27 protein-coding genes are annotated in these 26,831 nt (G+C 69.8%); 24 read left to right on the forward strand and 3 right to left on the reverse strand.

Translation table 11 applies throughout. From position 1 onward, the window contains the following. Positions 1-22 precede the first annotated feature (22 nt). Positions 23-1,696 (forward strand): Scr1 family TA system antitoxin-like transcriptional regulator, encoded by a 1,674-nt coding sequence (locus tag BLV96_RS46995; protein ID WP_091390445.1) that lies wholly within the window; start codon positions 23-25, stop codon positions 1,694-1,696. Between the two features lie 536 nt (positions 1,697-2,232). On the opposite strand, the gene BLV96_RS47000 is transcribed toward BLV96_RS46995, so the two are convergent. After that, positions 2,233-2,757 carry a hypothetical protein gene (locus tag BLV96_RS47000; RefSeq protein WP_143051152.1) on the reverse strand — a complete coding sequence of 175 codons (525 nt, stop codon included), beginning with the start codon at positions 2,755-2,757 and terminating at the stop codon, positions 2,233-2,235. Between the two features lie 615 nt (positions 2,758-3,372). On the opposite strand from BLV96_RS47000, the gene BLV96_RS47005 reads away from it, so the two are divergent. The 20 genes from BLV96_RS47005 (at position 3,373) to BLV96_RS47095 (ending at position 21,589) form a co-directional block, all read left to right on the forward strand. After that, positions 3,373-3,768 carry a DUF7715 family protein gene (locus BLV96_RS47005; protein WP_086675458.1) on the forward strand — a complete coding sequence of 132 codons (396 nt, stop codon included), beginning with the start codon at positions 3,373-3,375 and terminating at the stop codon, positions 3,766-3,768. A gap of 42 nt (positions 3,769-3,810) precedes the next feature. Next, entirely contained in the window at positions 3,811-4,785 is a 975-nt protein-coding gene (gene dprA, locus BLV96_RS47010; protein WP_086675457.1) for a DNA-processing protein DprA, read from the forward strand. A 170-nt stretch (positions 4,786-4,955) separates the two neighbouring features. Then, positions 4,956-5,711 (forward strand): DUF4192 family protein, encoded by a 756-nt coding sequence (locus BLV96_RS47015; protein ID WP_086675456.1) that lies wholly within the window; start codon positions 4,956-4,958, stop codon positions 5,709-5,711. Between the two features lie 42 nt (positions 5,712-5,753). After that, entirely contained in the window at positions 5,754-5,954 is a 201-nt protein-coding gene (locus BLV96_RS47020; RefSeq protein ID WP_086682727.1) for a hypothetical protein, read from the forward strand. 991 nt (positions 5,955-6,945) lie between these two features. Then, positions 6,946-7,167: a hypothetical protein gene (locus BLV96_RS47025; protein WP_086682724.1), complete on the forward strand. Its 222-nt coding sequence runs from the start codon at positions 6,946-6,948 to the stop codon at positions 7,165-7,167. 151 nt (positions 7,168-7,318) lie between these two features. Next, positions 7,319-7,657, forward strand: coding sequence for a response regulator transcription factor (locus BLV96_RS47030; RefSeq protein WP_158104225.1), 339 nt, complete (start codon positions 7,319-7,321; stop codon positions 7,655-7,657). Then, on the forward strand, positions 7,654-7,890 hold the full coding sequence (locus BLV96_RS47035) for a hypothetical protein (protein WP_143051153.1): 237 nt from the start codon (positions 7,654-7,656) through the stop codon (positions 7,888-7,890). The genes BLV96_RS47030 and BLV96_RS47035 overlap by 4 nt, the downstream gene beginning before the upstream one ends. 110 nt (positions 7,891-8,000) lie before the next feature. Further along, positions 8,001-8,762, forward strand: a complete 762-nt coding sequence (locus BLV96_RS47040) for a GP88 family protein (RefSeq protein WP_244180987.1) — start codon at positions 8,001-8,003, stop codon at positions 8,760-8,762. A gap of 193 nt (positions 8,763-8,955) precedes the next feature. Beyond that, positions 8,956-9,567 (forward strand): hypothetical protein, encoded by a 612-nt coding sequence (locus BLV96_RS50205; RefSeq protein WP_158104224.1) that lies wholly within the window; start codon positions 8,956-8,958, stop codon positions 9,565-9,567. 112 nt (positions 9,568-9,679) lie between these two features. After that, positions 9,680-11,161 carry an ATP-binding protein gene (locus BLV96_RS47045; RefSeq protein WP_158104223.1) on the forward strand — a complete coding sequence of 494 codons (1,482 nt, stop codon included), beginning with the start codon at positions 9,680-9,682 and terminating at the stop codon, positions 11,159-11,161. 369 nt (positions 11,162-11,530) lie between these two features. Beyond that, positions 11,531-13,459, forward strand: a complete 1,929-nt coding sequence (locus BLV96_RS47050) for a ParB N-terminal domain-containing protein (RefSeq protein ID WP_091390451.1) — start codon at positions 11,531-11,533, stop codon at positions 13,457-13,459. A gap of 314 nt (positions 13,460-13,773) precedes the next feature. Then, on the forward strand, positions 13,774-14,691 hold the full coding sequence (locus BLV96_RS47055; protein WP_279627583.1) for a bifunctional DNA primase/polymerase: 918 nt from the start codon (positions 13,774-13,776) through the stop codon (positions 14,689-14,691). A gap of 234 nt (positions 14,692-14,925) precedes the next feature. Next, on the forward strand, positions 14,926-15,960 hold the full coding sequence (locus BLV96_RS47060) for a DUF4192 domain-containing protein (RefSeq protein ID WP_086678962.1): 1,035 nt from the start codon (positions 14,926-14,928) through the stop codon (positions 15,958-15,960). Between the two features lie 683 nt (positions 15,961-16,643). Further along, a complete protein-coding gene (locus BLV96_RS47065; RefSeq protein WP_244180989.1) occupies positions 16,644-17,939 on the forward strand; it encodes an amidoligase family protein in 1,296 nt (431 codons plus the stop codon). Next, complete coding sequence (locus tag BLV96_RS47070; protein WP_143051154.1) at positions 17,927-18,733, forward strand: class II glutamine amidotransferase domain-containing protein; 807 nt, start codon at positions 17,927-17,929, stop codon at positions 18,731-18,733. Before BLV96_RS47065 ends, BLV96_RS47070 begins: the two co-directional genes overlap by 13 nt. Before the next feature lie 153 nt (positions 18,734-18,886). Continuing rightward, complete coding sequence (locus BLV96_RS47075) at positions 18,887-19,345, forward strand: hypothetical protein (RefSeq protein ID WP_244180990.1); 459 nt, start codon at positions 18,887-18,889, stop codon at positions 19,343-19,345. A 52-nt stretch (positions 19,346-19,397) separates the two neighbouring features. Further along, on the forward strand, positions 19,398-19,667 hold the full coding sequence (locus tag BLV96_RS47080; protein ID WP_086678959.1) for a hypothetical protein: 270 nt from the start codon (positions 19,398-19,400) through the stop codon (positions 19,665-19,667). A 194-nt stretch (positions 19,668-19,861) separates the two neighbouring features. Beyond that, entirely contained in the window at positions 19,862-20,050 is a 189-nt protein-coding gene (locus BLV96_RS47085) for a hypothetical protein (protein WP_086678958.1), read from the forward strand. A gap of 3 nt (positions 20,051-20,053) precedes the next feature. Next, positions 20,054-20,491 carry a hypothetical protein gene (locus BLV96_RS47090; protein WP_086678957.1) on the forward strand — a complete coding sequence of 146 codons (438 nt, stop codon included), beginning with the start codon at positions 20,054-20,056 and terminating at the stop codon, positions 20,489-20,491. 54 nt (positions 20,492-20,545) lie between these two features. After that, positions 20,546-21,589 carry a DUF4192 domain-containing protein gene (locus BLV96_RS47095; protein ID WP_086678956.1) on the forward strand — a complete coding sequence of 348 codons (1,044 nt, stop codon included), beginning with the start codon at positions 20,546-20,548 and terminating at the stop codon, positions 21,587-21,589. Between the two features lie 209 nt (positions 21,590-21,798). On the opposite strand, the gene BLV96_RS49540 is transcribed toward BLV96_RS47095, so the two are convergent. Continuing rightward, on the reverse strand, positions 21,799-22,011 hold the full coding sequence (locus BLV96_RS49540; RefSeq protein ID WP_143051155.1) for a hypothetical protein: 213 nt from the start codon (positions 22,009-22,011) through the stop codon (positions 21,799-21,801). A 786-nt stretch (positions 22,012-22,797) separates the two neighbouring features. Here BLV96_RS49540 and BLV96_RS47100 point away from each other — a divergent pair. Further along, a complete protein-coding gene (locus BLV96_RS47100) occupies positions 22,798-23,292 on the forward strand; it encodes a single-stranded DNA-binding protein (RefSeq protein WP_086678955.1) in 495 nt (164 codons plus the stop codon). Between the two features lie 262 nt (positions 23,293-23,554). After that, positions 23,555-24,013: a hypothetical protein gene (locus BLV96_RS47105; protein ID WP_086678954.1), complete on the forward strand. Its 459-nt coding sequence runs from the start codon at positions 23,555-23,557 to the stop codon at positions 24,011-24,013. A gap of 78 nt (positions 24,014-24,091) precedes the next feature. Here BLV96_RS47105 and BLV96_RS47110 read toward each other — a convergent pair whose 3' ends face one another. Next, complete coding sequence (locus BLV96_RS47110; protein ID WP_086678953.1) at positions 24,092-24,706, reverse strand: hypothetical protein; 615 nt, start codon at positions 24,704-24,706, stop codon at positions 24,092-24,094. An 861-nt stretch (positions 24,707-25,567) separates the two neighbouring features. Here BLV96_RS47110 and BLV96_RS47115 point away from each other — a divergent pair. Further along, a complete protein-coding gene (locus BLV96_RS47115) occupies positions 25,568-26,770 on the forward strand; it encodes a hypothetical protein (RefSeq protein ID WP_086678952.1) in 1,203 nt (400 codons plus the stop codon). Positions 26,771-26,831: the final 61 nt, after the last annotated feature.

The following is a 26,831-nucleotide window of genomic DNA, read 5'->3' on the forward strand; positions in this document are numbered from 1 at the left end:
GCACACCCGAACCGGGAACACCATGATCCGTCGCCGCACCGACTACACGCCGAAACGCAGCAGCGCCGAACACAAGCCCGCCGCCCTCGGATTCGGCCTCACCCTGCACCAGCTCCGCATGGCTCGCGGTATCAGCATGCGCGCCTTCGCCCGTAGCATCGGCATCCAGGCACAGCAACTGTGGAACTGGGAACACACCCGCGTCCCCCATCCCACCGACGCCGCGTTCATCGCCGGCGCGCTGCGCGCCGACTACACCACCGCCCAGCGCATCATCGGGCACGCCCGCCACGCCGACCTCCGCGATCTGGTCGACTCCGACCACCGCGAGCACGCTGCCATCGCTTGGCACTACGAACGTCTCGCCGACCACACCACTATCTGGGCTCCGACCCTGATCCCCGACCTGCTCCGCATCCCCGCACTGGACCTCACCCTGCTCAATCACCCGCTGGTCGACCACGACCACGCCGACGCACACGCCGACGCGATGCCCCAGCGCCGCGCCGACCTCGCCGATCCCCGCCGCCGCTACACCTTCCTCATCGGCGACACCGCGCTACACGCCTGCCCCGAACACCTCCGCAGCGACCAACTCGAACAACTCGCCACCCAGGCCGCGCGGCCGAACATCACCATCCTGCAGCTGTCCCACCAGGACTGCCCGCCCGGCCTGATCGACCCGTTCATCCTCTTCAGCAAGAACTCCGCGGCCATCGCCGTCGCCATCCACCACGCTCACGCCACGACGTACCTCACCGACCGTGACACGCTCACCCGGTACGGCGCGACTACTACCTGGTTACGCAGAACCGCCAGCACGATCGAAACATCGCGGCCGCACAATCGGCAACCAGGCACCCCAGACCTCCACGAACACCCCGCGCCCCGCAGCACCGCACCGAACCCCGTCGCGGCGACCGGGAACGACCGCCCCAGGCCATCACCGAGCGCGCCGACGCCCCATCTGGTCACAACGGCCACACCGACGCCCTCCGCCGCCCCCGATCGATCACAGTCACCGCAACGTCGACACCCGACAGTGACAGCGGATCACGCTGTCACTGGAAGTCGATCAACCGCGACCGCACCACCGCCGCCCTCACGCCCGGCCAGCGACACGCCCGCCCCCTCGATGCTTGGGCCCCACGTCGCACACCTGCGGACAGCGCGCGAGCTGGACGTCGCGCAACTCGCCGCAGCGACCGACATCTCGCAATCCAAGCTCACACGGCTCGAACGCGGCATCCACATCGCATTCACGCTCACCGAGATCACGGCCCTAGCCGATGTACTTGGCGTGGCGCGCACCGACTTCGCCACCCTGGCCGTTGCCGACTACAGCCTCCGCCACGGACCAGCCCCGGCCGAACAGGTCACCGATCTGACGCCCGATCAGGGCCTCGGTCGGCCGGCGGGCTGGCTGCGAGTCGAACGAGAGGCGCGGGACCTGACGACGACAACACTCGCCTGGCGGGCCGGGATCCCGCGCCGGGTTTACCGCCAACTCGAGGCGGGCGAAATTCTCGTCACCCTCTCGCACGCCATCCAGCTCGCCGACGCCCTCCACGTCTCCCGCCACGCCCTCGTAGCCCGCGCGATGTCCGGCATCCCCACCTGCGAACATCGTGGCAAGGACCCCGCAGCGACCAGTCCCACGTCCGCAGAAGCGCCGGCTCCGAACCCGGCTCAGTAGGCAGCCTGTGTGCTCGACATGCGCATACGACGTCGCCGACGGCCGTCTTCCACGGATGCGCAGACGAGACGACCGGTTTATACGCACCCTCAACCCAGTTGCTGGCGTTCAGTAGTTGCGCCTCGTGCCCGACTCGTAGTGTCCGCCTGCATCGCGTCGAACTATCGAGCGGTGGCGTTCTTGACTGCCCGGCGGACCGAGGATCGACCAGTCAAGAACGATCCCCGTGACACGGACTTCTACGCCAGTCCTCTCATCGAAGACCCGCACCGAGTAGACCGGGCAAAGAGATGGCGGAGTCGGACTCCGAAACGCGGGTCCAACTCAGGCCGCTCGTCACCCCCGCGCACGGTCAAAGCATAGCCGGGTGGAACATCTGAACAACTGCCCATGCCGCCGATCGCGCGCTTTCGTCCCGTCATGCCAGTGAGCGCGTAACCAGCAACCAACAGAACGTCGGCCCGGCCGGGTGGACACACCGACCGGGCCGACTCGCACACGCGCGACTCCCAGGGGATGTCGCGGCGTCTTGGACGTCAGGGACACCGCGTAACCTGTGGTGTTCCACCTCCACCGGGGCCGGTGTGCTGCTCGACCTCCCACAGGTCACCGCGAACCCAGCCGTAGGTGCCGCCGCGGTAGGACCAGCCCCACGCGTGCCCGTCGGACGCGCCGCGCGTGCACGACACCCAGAACCCGGCGCCGTAGCCGATCGTTCCCAGCACCGGACCGTCCACGGGCCGGGATCGGATGCGCGCACCGTCCACGGTCGCGGTGACCGCGATCCAGCCCTGCGCCGTCGCGGCCGACATCGGCCGCGCGTGCGGCGTCGCGGGCGTGGACCAAACGAGGGATCCGTCGGGCGCGACCGCCGGCGTGCCCGCGTTGGCGTCGCCCTCGCCCGGCGCACCGACGTCCGGTTGGGTGGACACCACGTCGGCCGCGGGCGGAGCTTCGGCTGCGGTGGCCGGTGCCGCCGCGGCCATTGTCGCGCTTGCGAGAGCACCGAACGTCAGCAGTGACGCCGCGATTCGCTTCGCGCCCAGAAGATTCGTTGTCATGAAAAGGGACTCCCGTCGACTCTGGTGCGTCGCGGCCGCCCAGTAGAAGGGCGTGTTGCAGCGTGAGGGCAGCGGCTCGTCAACGCACGCGCGGAAAACCGACGCTCAGTCCAGGTCCCTCTCCTGGGGCCCGAAACCCCGCCACCCGTCGAAGTCGGCGGGTGCGTCGTCGGTTGCTGAAGTTTTCGGCTCGGGAGAGGCGCCCTCCCCAGTGCCCTCTCCCGAGCCGGGAACCCTTATGCCGCCGGGGGTTAAGAGCGGCCCCGGATCCCCAGAAGGGTCCAGTGTGGTCGCTCCCTGTGGACCACAGTGGATCACCTTCTGACACCAGAGTGCCCCAAAAACCAGCAATTGGCCACACTTGTGGCCAATTTTCCGGTAATAACTTTGAGTACTAGGTCATGCACGATATGCGGCCCCGACGAGTTTCCTCCCGTGTGAGCACTGTCTGGGCGTGACCTCAGCCCAGTGCAGCAGACCCACGGTCCAGGGCAAGCCACCGTCCACGAGGGACACGACCGTCCCCATCCGGCCGGCTTGCCCCGGACCCGCGGGGCCCGCCGGCCAAGGCCGCGTCCACCGCCCACCCGGGCCGCGGCCACCGAGGAGGAATCCGTGTTGAAATACTTCGTCTCCACCCACCGCACCCAAGGCGAGAGGGTCAACGACTCCAACGACCTTCCGGGTACGGAACTGGTCGATCTTCCCGGCGAATGCCACGACGACCCGGACTCGCCCATCTGGGGCTGCGCTCGCAGCTTCGTCGGCATCACCAGCCGGCAAACCTCCACCACCGCCGAGGTCGTCGCAACCGACATGACCGCCGCGGAATACATCGGCCGCTTCCACGCCGGACTCCTCGCCCTCGGCTGGAAGGACAACGCCGAGACGCGCAACGGTGTCATCGATGCCGCGGTAGAGCTGCTGTTGCTCGCCACGTTGTGGCCGGTGGGCACCGTCGTCGAACGCCGGGGCCGCGAGATCCGCGTGCGGAGCTTTCCCGAATCGTGACCACCCGCCGCCCCCTCAGCGGCTCTCTGTGAAGGAGTCTTCATGTCCAGTTCGACCGACGCGCGGCGTGCCCGTGCGTTCCTCCAGCACGCCGCCGAACCCACTAACCCGATCCTCGCCCGCTACGTGGCCGAGGTCGGGCCCGTCGACGCCGCCCACCACGTCAGCGAACGCACCGCATCCGCCGACGTCCTCACCGAAACCCGACTCTCCGCCAACTGGATCCGCGCCGAAGCCGGCCTGCGCACCGCCGCAGAGCTCGGCGCCCGCTTCGTCATCCCCGAAGACGACGAGTGGCCGACGGAGATCTTCGACGGCCTGCGCGTACTGGCCGCCGACGACAGCACCCTCGCCGGGCCGCCGCTGGGCCTGTGGGTCCGGGGCGAGCCGCGGCTGGACGAGCTGGCGTCCGCGCACTCGGTCGCCATCGTGGGAGCGCGCGCCGCCACCGAGTACGGCGAGCACCACGCCGCCGAATTCGCCTACGCTCTGGCCTCGCGGAATGTCACGGTGTTCAGCGGCGCCGCCTACGGCATCGACGGAGCAGCCCACCGCGGAGCGCTGGCGACCGACCGCCCGGCCGCCACCATTGCTGTCCTGCCGTGCGGGATCGACAGTGCCTACCCGGCCGGACACGTGGGCCTGCTCCAGCGGATCGCCGCCGCCGGCGCGATCGTGTCCGAGTACCCGCCCGGTGTCCCACCCGCGCGCCACCGATTTCTCCAGCGCCACCGACTGCTTGCCGCGCTCACGACCGCCACGGTCGTGGTTGAGGCCGGACAGCGCAGCGGCGCCCGCCACGCCGCGCGCCTCGCTGCCGAGCTGGGCAGGCCCGTCCTCGCTATCCCGGGTCCGGTGTCCTCCGCCGTGTCGGCTGGGTGTCACAAGCTGATTCAAGACGGCACAGCCCGCCTGGTTACCTCGGCCGACGAGGTCATCGCGGTGCTCGACGAGTCCGAGGAGGTGGACGCCGATCCGAAGGCGGCCGTCCCGGCGGATGTGGCCGGCCGAAGCTAGCGCACGCCCCGACGACGGCCCGAACCTCGCTCAGACCCGGTGACGTCGACGAGCGTCACGGGCCGCCGTCGGAGCGTGCGCTCGGGGCGGTGGCGGCTCACACCTTCGTGGGCCGCCACCGCCTCCCACGGCCCACACGCCCGGGAGGCCGAACTGAGGAGCGCCGATACGTGACCACCTATCTGACCCCGGGGGAACTGATCGGATCCCTGCCCGACACCTGCGCCGACACCCTGCACGTCCTCGCACTGTCCTCCCACACCGACAGCACATCAGCGTGGCGACTGACGTCGCCGGCCGGCGCGGCGTTCCCGGTCACCCTCGTACGGGGCATGACCACCACCGAGATCGCCGGGCACGTGCGAGCGGCGCTTCCGGCCGATCGCGACACCGATCTGGTCGTCGTCGTGATCGCCGAGAACCACTCCCGCAACGGGCTGCCGCTGCGGGCCGCAATCGCCGCACTCGAGACTGACCTGCGCCCCGCCGGACACACGATCGTCGGCCGCTACTGGGCCCCGCACGTCCGCCCCGGCGCTCCCTGGCGCGACTACCGCCGCCCCACCCACCTCGGCACCGTCATCGCCCCACGCGCCGACCTCGACTTCGCCCAGCCGGCCCAGCTCGGCGGTGACGCCCCGACCCCGACCTGGGGCCTGCCCTTCACCGACACCGGCGACACGCTGCCAGCCCACCTCGGCCGGTTCGCCCGCCGGATCGTGCCCCTGCTGATTCGCCCTGGGGACGAAGCCAACCGGATCATCGCCCACGCCACCGCCCAGGCCGGCCGCGGCGAACTCGTCGACGACATCGCCGCCTTCGCAGTCACGACCGCGCTGGCCGACAACGCCGTCTACGGGCCGCTGCTCCTGCCGTCGAACGAGATCGACCCGCAGCGGGTCGAGCAGCTGTGGATGGCCCTCTAGCGCGGCAGCCCCGACCCCCAAGCACGTGCGCGGCTGGCCACCTTGATCGCGGCCAGCACGCTGCGCCGGGGCGACCACCACCTCACAGCCTGCGCCCTGGTCCACGCCCACGGAGCGCCGGGCGCAGCCACCCTCGGACTGCTGTTCCAGCACCACGCCGCCGCCGAGGTCGTCGAGCAGCAGCTGGACGAAACGGCCGGCCGGGTCGGCGCCATGTCTTGGGTCCGCGCGACGCGCTGGTAGCCCACGCCCCAGAACACCTTTCGGCGGCAGGGCCTGGGGCGTCGTCGCGCGTTATCTACACCAGGACGTGCCCGGACAACCCTGGACCTTCCACTTGCGGGTCCGGGGCTGTCCGGGCGCACCAACTGTCGAGCAGGGGCGCCCGATCAACATCGGAACCGGCGCATCCGCCGTCATCCAATTCGGACTCGACAGCGGTCCGACCAGCTGGCTTCCGCACACCACTAGAACTATTGCCGCCAGAAGGCAGACACACACGACGATGGCGCCCACCGTGCGCACGAGCCGCAGCAGCCGTTTAAAAAGAGTCTTTTTCGCCAAGACGATGACGAGCGCCCACCACCAAGCATGTCGAGGACCTTCACTGGCGTCGAAGAGGTAGGTAGGGGTAGGGTCTAGCATTGCGACACTCCTAAGTCTGTTCTCAAGCGGTCCGAGGATGTCGCGCCTGGCGCCTGAACTGTTGACGCAGCTCAGGCGCCCCTTTATTTGCGGCGCGAACTAATACTTAATCACAGAAAAAATAGACTTCCTAGGCCGACGCGCTCCTTTCTCGTTGAATATTTATTTCGGACACAGAAGCATTCCACTCGCTCCGGTTGGCCGAGTGTATTTTGCATGCAGGCGAGATACCTCGCCACGCCTGGCGACTCTCCGTGAGACGAAAGGCTAGCACGTGATCTTGCAATCGCCCATGCACGTGCAGAATTTCTTGCAAAGTTCTCGGAGGGTAAGGAATCGCCAGGTCACGGCTAACCTATCGGGTGACGGCCTAGTTTCCGAATGGTCTAGCTACTACGTGTAGTTAGGGCTATGAGTGAATATCGTTCAGGGCGAAGAGTCGAGGTCCACCAACACCGCAGGCCAACACCTCGCGGGTACGGAGCTCGACTGCTCTGCCACCAACTGGTGGGCCGCCTACCGCTACCCCGAACACCACTCACGCACCGCACGAGGCCGCGCCGCTTACCGGCTCGATCACTGATGGCCCATGCGGGTCAACGGCCGCGCCGTCGACACCGTCCGCCGCGCCACCACCGGCCTGCTCGACCGCTACGAGCCCAGCACCTTCACCGGATCCATGCTGCGTCCCGACCTGCCCAACGACGAGCAGCTCTCCTACAGACCCGTCCACGCCGCCGCCGACGCCCTCATCCTGTGGACCGCTGACCGCGAACCCACGACCGATGCCGTGGTTCCCGGCCACGTGTGACCTCGCGGTGTCGCGCGGCCTCGATCACGCGACCAGGTCCCGCGACAGGCGAGCCGAGTCCCGGTTCGAGGCTGGCCGGGTCAGCGCACGCGCCGCGCTGTCCGGCCAGTCTCCCTTTACGCCTCTCATCGACCGTTGTCGGAGGTCGACCGTGCCACGTGCGACCGAACTAACCGCCATCGAACGGGACGTCCTCTGCGATGTTGCGCGCGGTCTGAGCAACATCCAGATCGCAGGGAAGCAGTTCCGCTCGCCCGAAACCATCCGCACCCACATGAAGAACATCTTCGCCAAGTTGAACGCCCGTAATCGCGCGCACGCCGTCGCCATCGCCTACGACACCGGCATCCTCCACTGCCGGCTCCCGCACCTACCGCTGACACAGCCGATACCGGCCGGAATCTCGCCAACATCGTGCCGACACGGCACCGCCCCGACGGCCGTCGACTGCTCAGCCGCGCGTCGGCCCGCGCGGGGAGAACGGCGATGACCGATCCCCATCGCCCGGCCATTGTGGGGACCTACCTGGATGATCCTGCCCTGCAGCTTGTCATCGATCCCGCCGATGTCGGCGCCGACGCCGAGACCGTGATCGGTGACCTCCTCACCCGCGACCCGCCGGACGCCGCGATCATCGTGCGGGGCGCGGTACTGCTGTCCGCCGCCGACGCGGGCACCGCCGCCGAGTGCCTGGCCACGTCGATGACGTGGCTGTATGGCTGATCCCGCTCGTCGGCTCACCCACCTGCCCGACGTTGCGGGTGTACGGTGGAGGAAACCGGATCTTGGTGTGGCCTCCCCATGCATCGAGTGGCATGAGGACGGTGGTCACGATGACGCTGCTGCGGCAGAACCGCGAACTGAAGCGGCTCGGGATCTGGAACTGGTCCCTGCCGGCGTTCGCCGGGAAACTGCCGGATGGCCGTAACTACAACGTATGCCCGTCGACTGGCGTGTGCGCGAAAGCCTGCTACGCCAGAAACGGTACCTACCTCTTTCCTCAGGTGAAAGCACGACATCAGGAGAACTTGCGCTGGACCATGGATGACCTGCCAGGCTGGCAGCAAGCGATTCTGGATGAGCTGTCGCACAAGCGGTTCGTCGACGCGTGGGTGAGGATCCACGACAGCGGCGACTTCTACTCCCGCGCGTACCTGTCCGCGTGGCTGGAGATCATGCGCGCCCGGCAGCGCACCCGGTTCTACGCCTACACCAAGGAAGTAGCCGCGTTCCGGGAGCTGGTCGAGCCTGATCCGCCGCCGAACTTCTGGTGGGTCTACTCCTACGGCGGCACCCAGGACTCCACATTGGACCCTGCAGTAGATCGTGTTGCGGACGTTTTCCCCGATGAGCAGTCGATCGCGGCCGCGGGCTGGCATTCGCAGGAGGATTCCGACTTGCTGGCTGTGCTCGGGCCGGCGCCGGTCGGGATCCCGGCGAACAATATTGCCCACTTCAAGGCCCGCCAAGCCGGCCGCCGCTGGAGCCGCTGGCGAGCCGGCGTCGATGCCGCCCGCGCCGCCCGCCGCACCGGCGCCCGGTCAACCGCAGCGCCCGGCGATGACCGATCGGACACCTCCGGCAGCCCACGGTAGCGCCGTCCGGGGCCACGGCGGCCGCCTGCTGCCTAACAGCGCGGGCCAGGTGCAGGCCGCCGTGGCCCCGGCTCGCGCTGTCACCGGCTCCACGACGTGCCACCCGGGACGCCGGCCCGCCGCGACCCGCGGCAGCGGCAACCGGAACTGCACACCTCGCGATCGAAAGGAACCCCGGGAGATGTCGAACAACTTGATGCCGTACCTGCGTGCGGTCGCGGACGTGCTCGGCGAGCCGTGGCGTGCCGCCACGTCCCGTTGTGTCGGTGAGGACGCCGCGCTCGTCGGCCCGGACGGCGGGTGGATCAGCGTGACCGTCTCCTCCAACGGATCGGGGGAGCGTCTGGTTTTGGAGGCCTGGCTGGACTCGGAGCTCAGTCCCCATCTGCCGACCGGAATGGTCCGGCCGTCGGTGACCGTGGCGCGGGCCCGGCCCACCGCCGCAGTCGGCAAAGACCTGGCCCGGCGGCTGATTCCGGACGTGGTCGAGCTGATCGACGCGGCGCGGGACCTGGCGCGCCGGCGCGCGTGCGACGCCGCCGACCTCTCGAACGTCCTGGCCGCGATCGGCGCGGGCTTCGGCACAACCCCCGAGGCCGGGGCGAACACCGTGTCGGTCGGTGCCTACGGTCAGCCGCTGTTCGCGACCGCGCAGGTGCTGCAGCCGGTCTGGCGCAGCCGCCAGCGCCGGGTGCGGTTCAGCATCGACGCCACCGTCGAGAACGCGCTCGCCCTCGCCGCGCTCGTCGGTGAACGTGCCGCCGCCGACCGCGCCACGCCTGTGGCGCCCGATTCTGGCCGCTGACGTTCGGCGTGACTGTCGCGCAGGCGACGAACACCCGACTCCGGCGCCTCACCTGGCGCCGGAGTTCTTTTCTTCACAACGAAAGGACGATGTCTTGGAAGCCCATGCCCGTGTGGTTACCCTCGACAACTCCCAGGCTCGGATCGTCGACATCCGTGCCGACCTCGGCGTCGGCGACGCCACGCTGCGGGTGCACGGCCTCAGTCCGACGGTCTCGCGTGAGACCCGCGACCGGGTGCGCGCGGCCATCCGCAACAGCGGCCTGTCGTGGCCCGAGGGCGTCGTGCACCTGACCGCCTCCACCGCGCACCCGCGCTCCGACGTCGATCTCGCCGGGGCGGCCGCGGCGCTGCTGGTCACCGGAGCCGTGCCGGTCCGGCGGCTGATCGCGACCACGCTGGTCGGCGAACTCGGTCTCGACGGCACCGTCCGCCCGGTCGCTGACATGCGGACGCGGGCGATCGCGGCCGCCGACGCCGGGTTCACCCACCTGGTCGTGCCCGCCGCCAACGCCGCCGATACCGGGGACGTCCCCGGCCTCACCATCGTCCCGGTCGCCTGCCTGGCTGACCTGGTCACCTGGCTGCGAGGCGGACCTACTCCAGCCCTGCGGCCCGAATCGGGCGAAGGAGCGTCGTCTGCCACGCTGTGGGCGCCTGAAGCCTGGGCCCAGCTGTCGCCCACAGCGGTCCGAGCTGCCGCGGTCGCGGCCGCCGGCGGTCACCACACCCTGCACGTCGCGGCTCCCGGCACCCCGGTCCTCCTGCTGCCCCGGCTGATCCGGACCCTGATGACCGACCTCACCGACACCGAGGCGCTCGAGCTCAGCAAGTGGCACATCCTGGCCGGCGAACCGCTGCCCGACGATGCGGCGCCCACCCGGCCACCCGCGGTTTCCCTGCGCCCCGACGACACGATCGCCGCGGTAGCCGGATCCCTGAATCGGCCGGGGTTGCTGACGCTGGCCCACCGCGGCGTCCTGACCGTCGAAGACCTCCCCGAGTTTTCCTCCCGCATCGTCGAGGTGCTGCGTCCGGCGCTGGAGAACGGCACGATCGGCGTCACCGCCCGGGCAGGCTCCGAAACGCGCCCGGCCGGGGCGCGCATGGTCTTCACCGCCCGGGACTGCCTATGCGGCTGCGTCCGGGCCACGGAGTGCCGCTGCACTCCGGCGCAGCGTGCGCGCTACCTCGCCCGGATCCCGCTCTGGTTGCTCGACCGCGTCGACCTGTTCGTGCGGACGGTCGCCGTCGCCGAGCCCGATCTGTCGCTGCCGTCCCTGGAGTCGCTGCGGGACAGCGTCGCCCGGGCCCGGGAACGCGCGCGCCGCCGGTGGGGTTCCGTACCGGTACCCGGCACCGCGATGGAGTACTCGCACGCCGTCACGGGCCTTCCCGCCACCGTCGTGGGCGAGCTGGACGCCGCGATCCGAGAAGGCCGGATTACGTGCCGCACGGCTGCGCGGTGCCTGCGGCTGGCCTGGACACGGGCCGACCTGGACGGGCGGGCGCACCCGGACATGGCCGACGTGTGGCTGACGCTCTCCCACCGCAGCGGAATGCTGAGCCTGCTGCGGGATCCGGCCCTGAGGTGAGCTGAAACAGGAACGACCGGGAAATCCCGTCGGCGATAGGCCGATGCTGCGGATCGGGCCGAGGAATGAGGAAGTGGTGCTGCGCTGAGGAAAGCCGGTGCGGTGTTCCGGTCGGGCCGACGCACTCTAGCGGAGCCTGGCGTCGGGGCAAGCCCGCCCCGTTCGCGGCCATGGCTGCGGATGGGCAGAAAGGGGCGGGCCTGCCGCCGACGCGGGCGGCCCCGCTTGGGCGAGTGCGTCCCGACCGGGACACCCGCACATCGCCTTTCTCCACTGCTGGACAGCAGTTCGGGGACGGCGCGGTGTGCGGGGTTCGAGGTCGGTCACCGGGGCTCCCGGTGACCGACCGGCCCGAATCAAGGAGCCCGCGTGACCGCCACGATGGATCTGCCCACCCAGCGCGCCGACGACGCCGACCCCGCCACCCCGGAGATCGATCCCGCACCGTCCAACCTCGACCACGCCGTCCCCGATTCCACCAGTGGCGACGAGGCGGCGGCCAGCGCTAACCCGCTCGCCGGGCTGTCGGAGGACGAGCTGGCGGCGTTGCACGCCCAGTGGGACGCCGAGATCAACACCGTCATCCACATCAACCCGGACGAGGCGCTGCTCGCCGAGAACGTCCGCACCGAGAACGCCGAGGCGGACCCGGCGACCACGGCGAACTTCAAGAACAACGGCATCAACACCGCGGCCAATGGCTACCGCAACTACGAGACCGGCATCGTCATGATCACCGAAGGGCAGCGTCGGTTCAACAACGCCCGCGCAGCGGCCGTCGAGCTGCCGGTCTGGATGAAGACCCCGCCGCCGGCCGACGAGCGCAAGGCCACAATCGAGCGGATCGTCCGCCAGCTCGAGGAGAACGACCTCCGCAAGCCGCTGACCCTCGGCGACAGCGCCCGGGCCATCCAGCAGCTGGCCGCGTTCAACCTCACGCCCGCGGGCATCGCCCGCAAGCTCGCCCGCGGCCGCAACGGCGCCGCCTACGTCAAGCAGGTGCTGCAGGCCGGGGAGAGCGAGCTGGCCCTCAAGGCCGCCGAACGCTTCGACCTCGACCTCGTCCAGGCCGCGATCGTCGCCGAGTTCGACGCCGCCGGTGACCGCGAGACCGCCACAGAACTGATCCGCATCGCGCGCACCGAGCCGAACAACTTCCAGGTGTTCGCGCAGGCCAAGCACGACGAACACGACAAGAAGCAGCGGCTCGCCGCCCTGGTCACGACGCTCACCCGGAAGCTGACCACCGCCAAGATCACGATCTTCGGCGGTAGCCTCACCCCCGAGGCCGGCGAGGCCCGCTCGCTCGACCGGCTGCGCCCCAGCCCCGAGGACGCGCCCTACACGACGCTGACCGCCGAGGACCACGCGTCCTGCCCCGGCCACGGCGCCTGGATCGAGGACGACCACCACGACGGCAACGGCGACCGCATCGCGGTGGCCGTCTACGGCTGCGCGGACTTCCGCGCTCACGGCCACGCGCTCAGCCACGCCCCGGCCGGGCGTGTCGACCTCACCCCCCGCACCACCAGCACGCCCGCCACCGGTGCCGGCGATGGTGCGGGCGCCGCGGGCGAGGAAAGCGACCTCGCGGCCGCGCGAGTTGCCCTGGCCGCCGACGAGCGTGCCCGTACCGAGGCGCGGATCATCCGCCGGTGGGTGCGCAAGAACAACGAGCTGATCGACGCCTCCGAAAAGCCGCGGCGCAAGTGGCTGGCCGAGTTCGTCCTGCGCATGACCGCGCCCAAGGGCGCGCAGCTGTTCCTCGCCCGGCAGAAGGCCCACGGCGGCTACGAGCTGCGCCGCGCGTTCAACCAGAACCACGCCCTCGCCCGCCAGCTGCTCAGCCTCCCCGTCGGCAGCACCGTCACCGACCTGTCCGAGAAAGTCGCCACTGCCTCCACGCCGGGTAAGGCGACCGTCTACGACATGTTCCTCACCTTCTGCGCGATGGAGGACGCGCTCTCGCGCAACGCGTGGCGATACGCGCAGCAGGCAGCGCAGGAGTACATGACCGCGCTCGTCAGCGCCGGCTATCCCGCCTCCGACGTCGAGCGGCTGATCATCGAACCGCAGAACGAGCGGGACGTCATCGCCGCGGCGCTCGGCGAGACCACCACCAGCGACCCGGCCGACGATGACGACGCTGAGCAGCACGGCGACGTGCTCGATGCCCGAACCATCGGGGGCTCCGGCCCGGCCGAGCCGGGCGACGATGCCCAGGAAGCCTCCGAGGGCACCAGCGCTCCGGCAGACCCGGACACGGCCGCCGCGCAGCTGGCCGAAGCCGCGAGCTAACCGGCCGACGTCACCCGATGTCGCCGGTCAGGAGCGGGTCCGCACACCTCGTGCCGGGCCCGCTCCTGCTGTCACTGTCCTCCTCGAGACCCGCGGAGCGTTCCCGCGGCGCAGAACGGAGTTTCGCCGATGCACCCGCATCGTCCGCCCAACGTCCAGCACGTCCACCTCACCAGCACCGACATCACCAGGCACCGCCACGTCACCCCTGGCCCCGCCCTGGTTACCGCCGAGCTGATTCCATGACCACGATCGTCACCTCTGCCGCGACCGCCCCTCCCCGGCCCGTCACCGGCAGACTTCTCCGCGCCGCGATGGAGGCCGCCGAGCGAGGGTGGCCAGTGTTTCCGCTCGTCCCCCGCGGGAAGAAGCCCGCCATCGAGCGCTGGCAGCAGCGGGCCACCTGCGACCCCGACCGCATCCACCGCTGGTGGACCCGCTACCCGAGATGCAACGTCGGGATCAGCTGCGGGGCCGCGGGCCTGCTGGTGCTCGACCTCGACGCCGCGCACGGGCGGGTCCCTGAGCAGTGGGCACGCCACGGCGTCACCCACGGCCGGGACGTCCTGAGGCTGCTGGCTCAGCTGGCCGGCGAGCCCGACCCGGTCGACACCTTCACCGTCGCGACCCCGCGCGGTGGTGAGCACCGGTATTTCCACCGGCCGCCCGGGTCGCGGCTGCGCAGCACCGTCGGTGCGCGCGGCCGCGGGCTCGGCTGGCACGTCGACACCCGCGGCCCCGGCGCCCTCGTCACCGCGCCCGGCTCGCTGGCCACCGTCCACGGCGTGCCCGTGCCCTACACCCTCAGCGGGGACCTCCCGGTCGCCATCCTCCCTAGCTGGCTGGTCACCGCCCTCACCCCACTGCCTCCACCACCGCCGGACGCGGCCCCGCCCTCTCCGCTTCCGGCTACCAGCCGCCGGGTCACCGCCTACGTCCAGGCCGCCCTCGACGCCGAGTGTCGCAACGTCGCGACCGCCACCGAAGGCCACCGCCACATCACCGTGTTCGCCGCCGCAGCCGCTCTCGGCGAGCTGCTCGGCAACGGCTGGATCAGCGCCGCCGCGATCACCCAGCACCTCACCGACGCCGCCCGCCGGCACCTCGGTGTCGCCGGCTTCGACCAGGCCGAGCTGAGCAGAACCATCCGCGACGGCATCGCCGCGGGACGTGAACACCCACGCGTCCTCACCGACCGCACCGCCCTAGGGCGCAGCCGCGCACGCGTGTAGGAGCGACTACGCGCCGATTCGGCAAACACCCGGCACCACAAACAAGGCCGGCGCGCTCCGGGAGCGGCCGGTCAACCGCGCCCGGCGGGGAAACCCCTCCCGCAGGAGGGAACCAGCCGCGGCGACCGAGGAACACCGGACACCGTAACCGTTCGCCGCGCCCTCATCTCAGTGTCAAGGCGCTCTCCACACTTTCCGCAGACGCTCTTCGCCGCCCTTTTCGTGAGGTTTCCGATGCCTGAAGCCATCTACTTGACCGACGCAGACCTCCTTGCCGCGATCCCGGCCACGCTGGGGTACGTGCCCGCCGACTCGCTCGTCCTCGTCGCCGCCACCGACCGCGGCGACGGCACCGCCCGCATGGGCCCGATCACCCGCTTCGACCTCGACACGGTCGTCCGCCGCCCCGGCTACGTTGTCGCCAACCTGCAGCAGGTTCTCGCCGAGAAACCAGTCATCCGCCTCATCGGCGCCGTCGTGCACGACAACACCGTCACCGACGACCTGCCCTACCGCCCGCAGCTGGCCATCCTCATCCAGCGGCTGAACGACTGCGGCTTCACCAACATCGAACTCCTGCACCTGCCCGGCTTCACCCCCGGAGTCACATGGTCATGCTACGACGTCGAAACCCACACCGGCACCCTGACCGATCCCGTCACCTCACCCGTGACCACACACGTAATTGCCCTGGGCAACCGTGTTTACCGCAGCCGCGCCGAATTCCTGCAGCAGTTCCTCCCCGCGGAGGCCGATACCCGCGCCCGCATCGCCGCCCTCGCCAACCCGATCACCGATGAGGTCGAGCGCGAAGAATGTGCCGACGACCGCACACGCCTGCGCCGGCGCCTGGACCGGCTCGACGATGCAGTCAGCGCCGCTACCGGCGGGCACGTGCCGACCGACGAGCGCGTGATCGCCGACCTGCTGGCGGCACTCTCCAATCTTCGCCTGCGCGGTATCCATCTCACCCAGGCCACCGCCGAGAGGGCCGCAGCCGCACACGCTCTGTGGTTGCACCTGTGGCGTCACGCCCCCGAACGGTACGCACCGGACATGGCCGCCCTGGTTGCTACGACGGCCTACCTGTGCCACGACGGTATTTCCGCCGCAGCGATCTTCGCCAAAGATCCGCGGCCAACCCAGCTCAGCCAGCTGATCCGCGCAATGCACCGCAACGGTATCGACCCGGCCACGGTCGACCCGGACTTCTTCACCATCTCTCAGGAACTGCGCACCGAACTGACCACGTCCATACCCGACCTCTAAGGGACCTTCGTCACTCCTAAATGGACACACGCCGCTGTACGTCCTAAGACGTTGCCCACCTCAACCTCGGAGCCCCTGCGACGACGGAACCAGCTCCCGGGAAATGCTCAGGGCAAGAACCGGTGACTGTCGCGATCTCGCGTCAGCGGTGTGCCAGGTCATTGAATCCAGGTAGGGCACGAACAACACCCCGACACCATCGGCCGTGCAGGCCATCGAGAGCACAGCACCCCCAGTCCCGGGGCGCCTGAACCCGGCGCCCGGCCACATCCGGCGCGGGTGAACCGGCGCTGCGGCACCGCGCGCCCACGCGCGTTTCCGATCGCCGGTTCACACCGGCCGGACGAGCCCGCCGGGCTTCACGCCCCGGGCCCGCGGGCGCTCAAACCCCGTCGCGTCCGCACACCGATGAGGCCCGGGAGGCCACCACAGCAACAACGATAACCGTCCACAGGCGACAAGCCGCCATAGGCGGACCAGCCTGCTGATGCTTCTCCGCTCGGTGTCCCAGCCGGGGCTTCCCTACCCGGAGCCGGGCCACCGTCCCGGAGGGCCGGTAGCGCGGTGCGCGCCGAACACCCAACACCGCGCCACCGGCTCTCCCTTCTGTCCATGCGCCCCTCCCGGGTTTTCCCGCCGGGAGGGGCGCTTTTTCACGTCTACAGCGCGAAAGGCCACCCGCCATGACCACACCTGTCGACGACATCGTCCGCTGCAGTGACTGCGGCAGCGAAACCACGACGCCGTTCCATCTGAGCCCCACGCTGTCCGTCTGCGACGCCTGCGTCCGCACCCTGCACCAGTGCAGCGGATGCGGGCAGATCACCGACGTCACCTCGGTCACCGACAACGACGGCCGGATCTGCGAGTACTGCGAGCGCGCCGAGCGCTACGGCCCCTGCGATCAGTGCGACATTCTCATCCGCGACGGATTCCTCTGCCGGAGTCACGCCCTCGACGAGGTCGACGAGTCCTTCACCTGCACCCGGTGCTCGGGCCTCGTGCCGCTGCGGATGTACGAACCGCTCTACGCCACCGGCGGCCGCCAGCTGTGCCCGAACTGCCTCGACGGTTTCGACCTGTGCGACCACTGCGACCACTACGACGACGCACTCCGCAGCACCGAGACCGGCCGCGACCTGTGCGACGACTGCGCCAGTCAACTCGACTACTACGAGTGCAGCGTCTGCACCACCCTGATCGACAGCGGGACCTACTGCGAAGACCACGACACCGACGACGATCTCGACGGCCTGCACGGCTACTGGTACAAGCCGAAACCGGTCTTCCACGGCATCGGCCCCCGCTACCTCGGCTTCGAACTGGAAATCAACGTCCCGCACGGACACCTCTCCGACCGCATCAACGACACCGTCGACACCCTCGATGACCTCGGCTACCTCAAAGAGGACCAGAGCATCGACTACGGCTTCGAGCTCGTCACCCACCCGATGGCCTACCGCTGGGCGCTGGACTCCTTCCCCTGGCATCTGCTCGAGCGGCTCGACCTCGCCGACTGCAACGGCGACGGCAACGGACTCCACGTCCACATCAGCCGCGCCGCCTTCGCCGGACCGTGCCACGTGTTCCGGTGGATGAAGTTCGTCTACCGCAACGCCCCCGACGTCCAGACCCTCGCCCGCCGCAGCAGCAGCTACGCCGCGTTCCGCGACTCCGAACGCAACCACATCAAGGACGCATGCAAGGGCACCTACTACGGACAGCGCAGCTCGGCGATCAACGCCCAGCCCGAAGACACCTTCGAACTGCGCGTGTTCGCCTCCAGCCTCGACATCCAGCACGTGCAGGCCGCGCTCGCCTTCGCTGATGCCTCCGTCGCCTACACCCGCGACCTCACCGTCCCCGACATCACCCGGGCCGGCGGGTGGACATGGGGCGCCTTCACCCAGTGGTTGCGCACCCGGCCGCAGTACGCGCCGCTCACCGCCGAACTGGAGGACCTGGCATGTGCATGCTGACCTACCTTCCCGCGCGCATCCAGCCCGACACCACCGCGCTGGCCAACGGCGCGGTGCACAACAACGACGGCCACGGCTACGCCATCGTCGACGGCGACAGCATCATCACCGGCCGCGGCATGAACGCCGCCGCCGTCATCGACGAGTTCGCCGCCCTGCGCGGCCTGCACCCCGACCAGCCCGCCCTCTTCCACAGCCGCTTCGCCACCCACGGCCCGGTCACCGAAGACAACATCCACCCGTTCCCGATCGGCGGCGACCCCCGCACCGTCCTGGCCCACAATGGAGTCCTGCCGAAGAAAGCCCACCCGCGCATGGGTGATCCGCGGTCGGACACCCGCGTCGCGGCCGACGACATCCTCTCCGCGAAGCGATTCCTGGCCATCGATCGCCTGGCGACCCGGCAGCGCATCGAGTCCTGGCTCGGCGTGTCCAACAAGCTGGTCATCCTGACCGTCAACCCGCGCTACCCCGACCACGGCTACCTGTTCAACGAACAGGCAGGGTACTGGGACAACCGGTCCTGGTACTCCAACCGCGACTACCTCGACTCCCACCCCGGCCAGACCGCGTGGTGGGGCCTGGACGACGGCTGCCACTACTGCGGTGTCACCGACGCCGTCGACCCTGGAACCGGGCTGTGTATGGCGTGCGGCGCGTGCCCTTTCTGCGCGGCCGACAACCAGCCCTGCCCCTCCTGGTGTTACCGGTTGCTCGTCGGCGTCTGCTGCGTGGACTGCGGCGAGGACCTCGACGACTGCGTCTGCGTCGTCGCACCCGCCCTCAACGCCTGACCGCCTCGTCCTTCGACTGCTGGCCCGGGCGCGGCGGCCGCCGTCGCGCCCGGCCGGAAAGGGACCGCCATGCCCTCCTGCCCCGACTCCGCCGACTCGGCACCACCGATCCCTACTGCTATGGCCCACTTGCCGGTCCTGGGTGGTCTCGTCGTGCCCTGGGTGACGCCTCGCACCGCCGATGGCCGGTATCTGCTCGGCGCGGTCGATGCCGCCAAGACCAGCACGGCCATCCACCGGCGGCTCTGTGGCGTCTGCGGCCGCGCCCTCGGCGACCGTCTGGTTCTGCTCGTGCGCGAGTCCGACCTGGCCCGCTGCGCGAGCACCGAGCCCGGGCTGCATCCGCACTGCGCGGCCTACACCATCGCGGCCTGCCCGATGGTCGCCGGGCGCCGCAGCCACTACCGCGCCAGTGCCCACAAGATCGACGCCGACGCCGTCCACGGCGCGGACAGCGACCGCCGCCTCGGCGCACCCGCCGAGGCCTGGCATGCGGTCTGGCTGATCCGCTACGACGTCGTCACCCTCTGCTGCCATCCCGCCGCCTGCTACTTGGTCACGCCGCCGCTGCGCATCCGCCCGATCACCGCGCCGCCGCGAACCCGCTCCTGACGCTCCGCCCAATCCGGAAAGGGACACTTCTTTGCCGTCAGGTGAAGCGCTGGTGTTCATCGCCAGCAAACACACCACCCCGACCCGCCAGCGGGTTCTCTGGCGGGTCACCGTCGCTGACGCCAAGAAGATCTGCAGCGACTCCCGGACCGCCGGACCCCACTACATGCTCTGCTTCACCACCAGGAACATTGACGATCCCGCTGCCTTCGTGTACGTGCCCGACGACGGCCGCCACGCCGAGGTCCTGCACGACCACCACATCCGTGTCATCCGCGGTCACACCACGCGCCAGCCAGCCGCGAAATCCCAGCCGCAGTAGGACCCCGCGACCCCGGCCAGCCGCAGCGAGACCGTCCGAGCACCCGGTGTTCGGCGCGGACGGTCGCGGCCAGGAAAGCACACCCAGGACCCCGGCGCCGACCTCGTGCAGCCCGGCCGCGCCAAGCCACCGAGCGCCGGGGCCCCGGGCGTGCTGGTCGGGCGCGGTCATCCGCACCCGACACGGAGGTTCCCGTGACCGCATCCACCGTCCACAACACCAGTGACTACAGCGATTTCGCTGACGAGCTGGCGTGCCGGCTGATCGAAACCGAACTCGGCGGCCGCCGGATCGTCTCCGACCCCGCAGAACCCGGCGGTCGCTCCGCGGTATGCGCGCGCCAGCCCCACCTTGTCGGCGACGACACCACAGTGGAGGCCTGACCGATGCCCGAGGACCAGCTGTGGTTCAGCCTCTACGACTGGAGCCGCTCCTACGTGCTGCCCGAGTCGGTCGCCTGCAACATCCCCCGCCGCGGCAGCCTCGACGACCTCGGCGCCTGGAACGTCGCACGCGGTGTCCTGGTCGAGTTGTGCCGGGCGCTGCCCGCGACCCCGGTCTCGCTGCTCTACGACGAGCCCGTGCAACGCCGCGACTGGACGCGAATCGCGATCCGGGTCACCGCACGCGCCCGCCGCCGCGACGGACAGGACGTGATCGTCATCTACCGCAGCGAACGCACCGACGCCGAACCCTGGCCGGACTTCTGGAGCGTCGCGGTCAACGGATTCATCCCAGCCTCCGGCCGGGACGTCCGGCGACCGTCGCCGTCCTGCATCGCCCACACCGCCGCGCAGACGCTGCGCACCGAACTCGGTCGCTGATCCTCACCCGGTCCCCGTCGACAGCCCTTACTCCTCCTGTTCGGAAGGACGCTCATGCCCCCCACTCCCGCCAGCACCACGACCATCGTCGCCAGCCTCCCGGCGCTGCTCGGCTTCATCCCCGAGGACTCTCTCGTGCTGATCACCGCACTCACCAACGACGATGGCTCGGTCACCACCGGTCCGCTCGCCCGGATCGACCTCACCCGCATCACCGGCCACGCCGACGACTGCGCGCGGCACGTCAACCGGCAATGCGGCAACCTGCCAGTCTTCTGCGTCATCGGCATCGTCGTCCGCACCGTCGATGAGGACAACGCCGACGGCGAGTCGCTGCCGCAGCGCACCGACGTCGACAGCCTTATCGAGCAGCTGGCCGAACACGGATTCACCGACGTGGACGTCGTGCACGTGCCGGCCGTCGCCGAAGGCGCGCGCTGGCGCTCCTACCGCGACGCCGATCGCACCGGTGTCCTGCCCGACCCCGCCGCCACCGCGGCCGCGGCTGCCGCTGTCGCTGCCGGACACACCATCGCCGCCAGCCGGGACGACCTCGCGGCGCGGTTCACCCCCGCGCCCGAGAACCTCCGCGCACGTCTGCAGCCCCACATCACCGACGCCGTCGCATCCGCCGCCATCGACGAAAGCTGGCACCTCACCGCACACCTCCGCCTGGCCCGCGCCGACGCCGCGATCAGCGCCGCCACCCACGGCGAACTGCCCACCGACGACTCCGATGTCGCCGATCTCGCCGCGACCTTCGCCACGCTGTCGTTCCGCGATGCCTTGCTTGCTGTCCCCGATGACGCGACGCGCCTGGCCGCCGAGAACCTGGTGCTGCACCTGTGGCGCCACAGCTGCGACCCCGTCGCCGGCCAGCTGGCCATCGTCATCGCGGTGCACGCCTACCTGCGTGGCAGCGGAACCGTCGCGCGGATCGCGCTCGAGAACGCCGACCCCCAGCAGCCCATGACGCTGCTGCTCTCCACTGTGCTCGACCACGCTGTCGCACCGTCGGAGGCCCGCCACGTAATCGAGAACGCCAGCGCCGACGCTCGCCGCACCCTGCTCAGCGAGCCCGCGATCGACCAAGCGTGATACCTGCGGCGATCGGTTAGCTCTCCGCCGGGCAGGAAGAGCCCGTCCTGGTGCCGACACCGTCCGCCCAGCATCGCGTATGCGCGGTGGCAAAGCTCTTTGCCGGGCTCCTGCTCCCGGCCGTGGCGGCCTCGCACGACTGTGCGAGGCCGCCACGGTACTCGGGAGCTCGGCTTACGCCGTGAGCGGACTCAGCGTCCGGTTAAGAACTACTTTCGGCCGATCTCACGCCGGGCCGCTTCAACGCGTTCGACAGGTCGCCGAATTTCCGGCTTGAACACTGCCTCGGCGATCCGCGGCACATCCGACGGCTTGGCCTTTGCGACCAGCGCCTTGACCATCAACCACTTACAGTACGAGGCGATCGCGGCGCTAGCGGCACCAACAACAACGGAAATAGCAAATACAACCAGAACAGGCATCGAACCTCGATCCCTGGCCGAGCGGCTTTCTCCACGCCGGACCCGACCAACTTTTCAGCTGGATCGCGTCCTTGGCCAGTTGAGCGAGACGTCGCGACTTGCCGTCTCGGTCTGGAGGCCTCCAGTGTAGCGGTACCCGGTACGCGCCGGCCTCATGGACAACCTAGGTCGTCGCGGTGCAGGGGCGAGCCCATCTTCGTTGTAGCGCAATCGTCGCGCGGATCGCGCGAGAACGCCGACAGCGAGCACATCTCATGACGGCGATGCACTCCACCGCTCTTGACCACGCTGTCGCGCCGCCGGAGATCCAACACGTATTCGAGAACGCCAGCGTCGACGCTCGCCGCGCCCTGCTCAGCGAGCCCGCGATCGACCAGGCATGACGCCCACCCACGTCACGGCGGTCGCGCCGCTTGCCGGAGTGCCCCGGAGCGAGACAGCAGCCCGCGGACCGAATGCCTGCGACGCGTGCTCGGGATCGTCGCGGGTGGTGCCGCGACGGCGGGTGGATGTCATCGGAAGTGGCCTCGCCCGGCTCGCCGGGACGTGGATCGCCCGAAGGTAAGCACACCCCAGCCGGGGACAGTGCGTCCCCGAAGCCCGGCCCGATCCGCCCGGGTGAACCAGCGCCCTCACCTGCCGAACTCCGATGCCGGCTCAGCAGCGGGCTGGTTCACGCCGGGCGGATGAGCCACGGCCGGGGACGTCGCCTCACGGCGACCCCCGGCCGCCGCGTGCTCAGGCTGCGCCGCGTTCCACACCCCAACGAGCACCAGGGAGGCCACCATGGCCGGCGACACCATCCTCACCATCATCGGCAACCTCACCGCCGAACCCGAACTCCGCTTCACCGCCACCGGCACGCCGGTCGCGAACTTCACCGTCGCCTCCACCCCGCGCACCTTCAACCGCTCCACCAGCGAGTGGGAGGACGGCGAGGCGCTGTTCATGCGCTGCACCATCTGGCGCCAGGCGGCCGAGAACGTCGCCGAGTCCCTGACCCGCGGCGCCCGCGTCGTCGTCCAGGGGCGCCTGCAGCAGCGCTCGTTCCAGACCCAGGAAGGTGAGAAGCGCACCGTGATGGAGCTGACCGTCGACGAGATCGGCCCGTCGCTGCGCTACGCCACCACCGAGGTCACCAAGAACGCGAAGACCGCGGCGTCGAAGGTGAACCCGGACCCGGCCACCGGCGCGACCCCGGCCGGCGACCCGTGGGCTGCGGCCGACGAGCGCGAGCTGGTCGGCGCGGGCGCCGGGGGCAACGACGCCCCGCCCTTCTGACCGATCGGGTGTCCGGCCGGGCCTTCCCCCGGCCGGACACCACCGTCCACCACCTGCGGCCGGTGGCCCAGCCCGACGGGCTGGGCCACCGGCCGTTCCCATGCCACCACTCCGGGAGCCCACCATGTCCGCCACCCACGACACCACCGCCGCACCAAGCGACACCGCACAGCAGAATCCGACCCGTGCCGCCTGGCAATGGAAGCGCACACGAGCCCGACAATCACCCTTTGGGGTAGTGGAATTTCTCTACGCTCAAGGAATGAGCAATCGTTACGGCGTCACGATCCCCGGGCTCGTCCTCGCCGGAGGCACCGGCTTCTACCTCGGCATCCAGCCCTTCGGCTACATCGGACTCCTCGTCACGCCCTTCACCGACCCCGCCGGGCTGCTCGCCCTCCCCGGCGCCGTCCTCTTCGGTACGCTCCTCGGCTGCGGCGTCGTCTACCTCAGCCACAACCGCATCAAACCGAAACTCGCCCACCGCTACCGCCGCGGCGCCATCCTCGGCGCCGTCACCCTGCCCGGCTACCTGTTCATCGGGCACTTCCCCGGCGCCGAGGAAGGCGGCACCGCCAGCCAGTGGGCCTTCGGGATCGCTTTCTGCTGCGGCATCGCCGCGATGATCATCTACTACCAGCGACGCAAGCGCCTCTTCCTCGCCCGCCACGCCCGGCGCCTCGCCGGGCAGCAGGCCGACCACCAGACCGCGACGCGCTAACCCGCCGACACCACAAGAGGGGCGGTGGCACCTGACGGTGCCACCGCCCCTCTTCTCGTGCCCGGTGTGCCCAGCCGATCAGTCCGCCGGAACATCCACCTCCGAATATGGTCTCGTCTCCGACGACACATCCTGCTCGTCCACCGGCTTCCCAGCTGCCGGACTCCCAACCGGCGAGGCGGCCATCGGGCCTGCATCCGCAGTCGCACCGTCACTCCGCTGCTTGCAGGATTCCGACGCCGCGGCGCCGCGCGACAACGCGGTCACCGCCTTCGCCGAGATCCCCAGCAGAGCCGCCGTCTCCGCTGCCCCGACATCCGACGCGCGGATCTCAGCGACCGAGGTCGCCATCACCGCGCGCCACTCGCCGATCTCCATCTCTGCGTCCGCGCGGACCTGCTCGGCTGCTCGCTCGAACTCCGCGGCCCTCGCCGCGCGCTGCCGGTCCAGCTCGGCCAGCTTCCGATCCAGCTGCGCGCTCAGCGCGGCGATCCGATCCTCACGCCGACGCTCTACGGCCTCGATCGCCGTCGCCGCTTCCGCGAACGGCCCCAGCGCTGCATCAACGCGGCGCTCGTTCTCACGCTCGCGCTCCAACTGCTCCGAGCGGCGCCGCCGCGCCGCCTCCAGGCGCGCCAGCGTCGCCGACGACCGGCGCTTCCGCCCGGAACCTGCTGTTTGACGTTCAACCATGACGCACCTCCCGCGCGGGGGAGGGCTGCGGTTCTACCGCTCAGCCTACCCGCGACACGGGCACCACCGGGCCGCGCCGACGAGGCAGCGCTTACGCCGCTGACAGGACGACCGACAGCGTCGAGCGTGTTACGGCGACAGCCGGCGAGCGAGGAGAAGGGCGCGGTACCGCCGCAGCAGCCCCGAAGGGCCACGCCACCGAAGTGGCAAGCCGCAAAACTCGCGGCGGCCCGCTGACGCTCCGCCACAAGGCCCAAACAAGCCCACGGAGCGCTGCCAGCAGCATACCTGCAGGCCACGAGCCCCACCGTGCCACTGCAGGAGGCGCAGTCTCGGCCGGTCGAGCGCCTGCGTCTAGCGCACAGCGGCACAGGGGAACCTTTCCATGCTTCGTCGGGTCCGCGGGCGGTGGGTGGCCCCGAAATTGTATCGGTCGTCCCCCCAAATACAAGGGCACCCCAAATTATTTTTGACCGAAAAGCGTGGCCAAAAATAATTTGAGGCCCCACCCTTGTATTCGGGGCCCCTACTCCCTAGGTCAGGCGTTAAGGGCAGGCCGGGGGCCTGCCCTGGTTGCTTCGGGGCCACCCACCACCCACTCAGCGCACGACGACTTTTACCGCACCAACCAGCAGCCACGCAGACGCAGCTGGCACGACACAGGAACGGCAAGCACGCACCTCGGAAGCAAATCAGTCTCGGCGAATTCATCCGACGCCAGAACCAGCTTAAATATGTGACCAGAAACGTCATTTCAAGTGGAACAGACCGCAGCAAACGAGTAATATAGAAATAGCAAGGTGATCGGGACCGCAAACCCGAAAGCCGTCACAAATCCCAAACTCGAAGGTTGGATACATCATGGTTTCGACCATTCACCCCAAGCACCGCCAGGCCATCGAACGCGCGGTGCGCGCCTTGCAGGCGCAGCCGCCGCGCATCCGTCCCGCGCTGCAGGAACTCAAGCGGGTGTTCTCCCACAGCGGCGCGAACCCGCCCGCGATCCTCACCGCGTGCGCCACGCTGCTCAACACCGACGCCGCGCTCACGGGTGACGTTCTCGCCGCCGTGCGCAACGTCCACGCCGAGTGGGACAGCTACGGCAACGCCGAGCGCGAGCTGTTCAACGAGTGCGTCTGGTCCAGCGAGACCCGTCGGGCCGTCGCCGTGACCGAGGTGAACGACGTGACGGTGATGCTGCGCGAGACCCCGCCGCGCGTCGCCGACGCGCTCAACGGGCTCCGGTGGCTCAACGCCTGGACCCAGTACGCGCACCAGGCCGTGTTCACCGTGTGCGGGACGCTGCTGAAGAACCCCAGCGCCGACCACCCCGCCATCATCGAGGCCATCCAGACCGCCTACACCCTGTGGCCCGACCTCGCCGACGACATGCGCACCCTGGTGATGACGTGCGTGTACGCCAGCAAGGCCCGCGCCGCCCACGCCCGCGCGCGCACCGCCGCCCGGCAGCAGGCCACCGAAGCCGCCTCCGGCGACATCCACCGGTGCGGCAACTGCGATGGCAACCTCGCCGGACTCCCCGAAATGCGCTACTGCTCCAGCACGTGCGCCACAGACGCCGAGAGCGCCGAGCGCCCGACCAACGGCGAGCACACCACTACCGTGCCCGCCCACCGGATCGCCGCCCGGCACGAACCGATCGAGCAGCGCGCCGCGCGCCGCTACGTCGACAGCGCTACCGACCCTGACTATGACGAGCAGTGGCGCGAGGTGGAGCAGGCGATCCCGTCCGCCGGTCTGGTCCGCAAGAACGAAAGCGGTGTCGACGCCTACGAGGCCGAGCGGCAGCGGCACGGCGACCATGACGACACCGCCGACGTCCTCAGCGAGCAGACCGGCCAGCCGATGACCGACGACGACTATGACCGGCTCGCGCTGCTCCCGGTCGCGCCCGGCGGGTTGTGCGCGGCGTGCAACCTCGAACGCACCCCCAGCGAGCAGCGCACCCCGAGCACCGACGACCGGTGCGAAATCTGCCGGGAACTGAACACGCCGCCGCTGGTCACGTTCGCGCCGTCGCGTGAACTCGCCGCCGCCGCCTGACCACCCGCCGCGCGGGGGCACCCGAACCGGGTGCCCCCGCCCTGCCCGAACCAGGAGCCGC

It is taken from the genome of Amycolatopsis pretoriensis, assembly GCF_900107925.1.
GTDB classification, from domain to species: Bacteria; Actinomycetota; Actinomycetes; order Mycobacteriales; family Pseudonocardiaceae; genus Amycolatopsis; species Amycolatopsis pretoriensis.

Excerpts from the sequence above, each read along its gene's own strand:
- BLV96_RS47060 (WP_086678962.1), top strand. The coding sequence starts at position 14,926 with ATGCCTGAAGCCATCTACTTGACCGACGCAGACCTCCTTGCCGCGATC.
- BLV96_RS47065 (WP_244180989.1), top strand. The coding sequence starts at position 16,644 with ATGACCACACCTGTCGACGACATCGTCCGCTGCAGTGACTGCGGCAGC.
- BLV96_RS47095 (WP_086678956.1), top strand. The coding sequence starts at position 20,546 with ATGCCCCCCACTCCCGCCAGCACCACGACCATCGTCGCCAGCCTCCCG.
- BLV96_RS47040 (WP_244180987.1), top strand. The coding sequence starts at position 8,001 with ATGACGCTGCTGCGGCAGAACCGCGAACTGAAGCGGCTCGGGATCTGG.
- dprA (WP_086675457.1), top strand. The coding sequence starts at position 3,811 with ATGTCCAGTTCGACCGACGCGCGGCGTGCCCGTGCGTTCCTCCAGCAC.
- BLV96_RS47000 (WP_143051152.1), bottom strand. The coding sequence starts at position 2,757 with ATGACAACGAATCTTCTGGGCGCGAAGCGAATCGCGGCGTCACTGCTG.
- BLV96_RS47090 (WP_086678957.1), top strand. The coding sequence starts at position 20,054 with ATGCCCGAGGACCAGCTGTGGTTCAGCCTCTACGACTGGAGCCGCTCC.
- BLV96_RS47100 (WP_086678955.1), top strand. The coding sequence starts at position 22,798 with ATGGCCGGCGACACCATCCTCACCATCATCGGCAACCTCACCGCCGAA.
- BLV96_RS49540 (WP_143051155.1), bottom strand. The coding sequence starts at position 22,011 with ATGCCTGTTCTGGTTGTATTTGCTATTTCCGTTGTTGTTGGTGCCGCT.
- BLV96_RS47025 (WP_086682724.1), top strand. The coding sequence starts at position 6,946 with ATGCGGGTCAACGGCCGCGCCGTCGACACCGTCCGCCGCGCCACCACC.
- BLV96_RS47115 (WP_086678952.1), top strand. The coding sequence starts at position 25,568 with ATGGTTTCGACCATTCACCCCAAGCACCGCCAGGCCATCGAACGCGCG.
- BLV96_RS47070 (WP_143051154.1), top strand. The coding sequence starts at position 17,927 with ATGTGCATGCTGACCTACCTTCCCGCGCGCATCCAGCCCGACACCACC.
- BLV96_RS47110 (WP_086678953.1), bottom strand. The coding sequence starts at position 24,706 with ATGGTTGAACGTCAAACAGCAGGTTCCGGGCGGAAGCGCCGGTCGTCG.
- BLV96_RS46995 (WP_091390445.1), top strand. The coding sequence starts at position 23 with ATGATCCGTCGCCGCACCGACTACACGCCGAAACGCAGCAGCGCCGAA.
- BLV96_RS47035 (WP_143051153.1), top strand. The coding sequence starts at position 7,654 with ATGACCGATCCCCATCGCCCGGCCATTGTGGGGACCTACCTGGATGAT.
- BLV96_RS47105 (WP_086678954.1), top strand. The coding sequence starts at position 23,555 with ATGAGCAATCGTTACGGCGTCACGATCCCCGGGCTCGTCCTCGCCGGA.
- BLV96_RS47055 (WP_279627583.1), top strand. The coding sequence starts at position 13,774 with ATGGAGGCCGCCGAGCGAGGGTGGCCAGTGTTTCCGCTCGTCCCCCGC.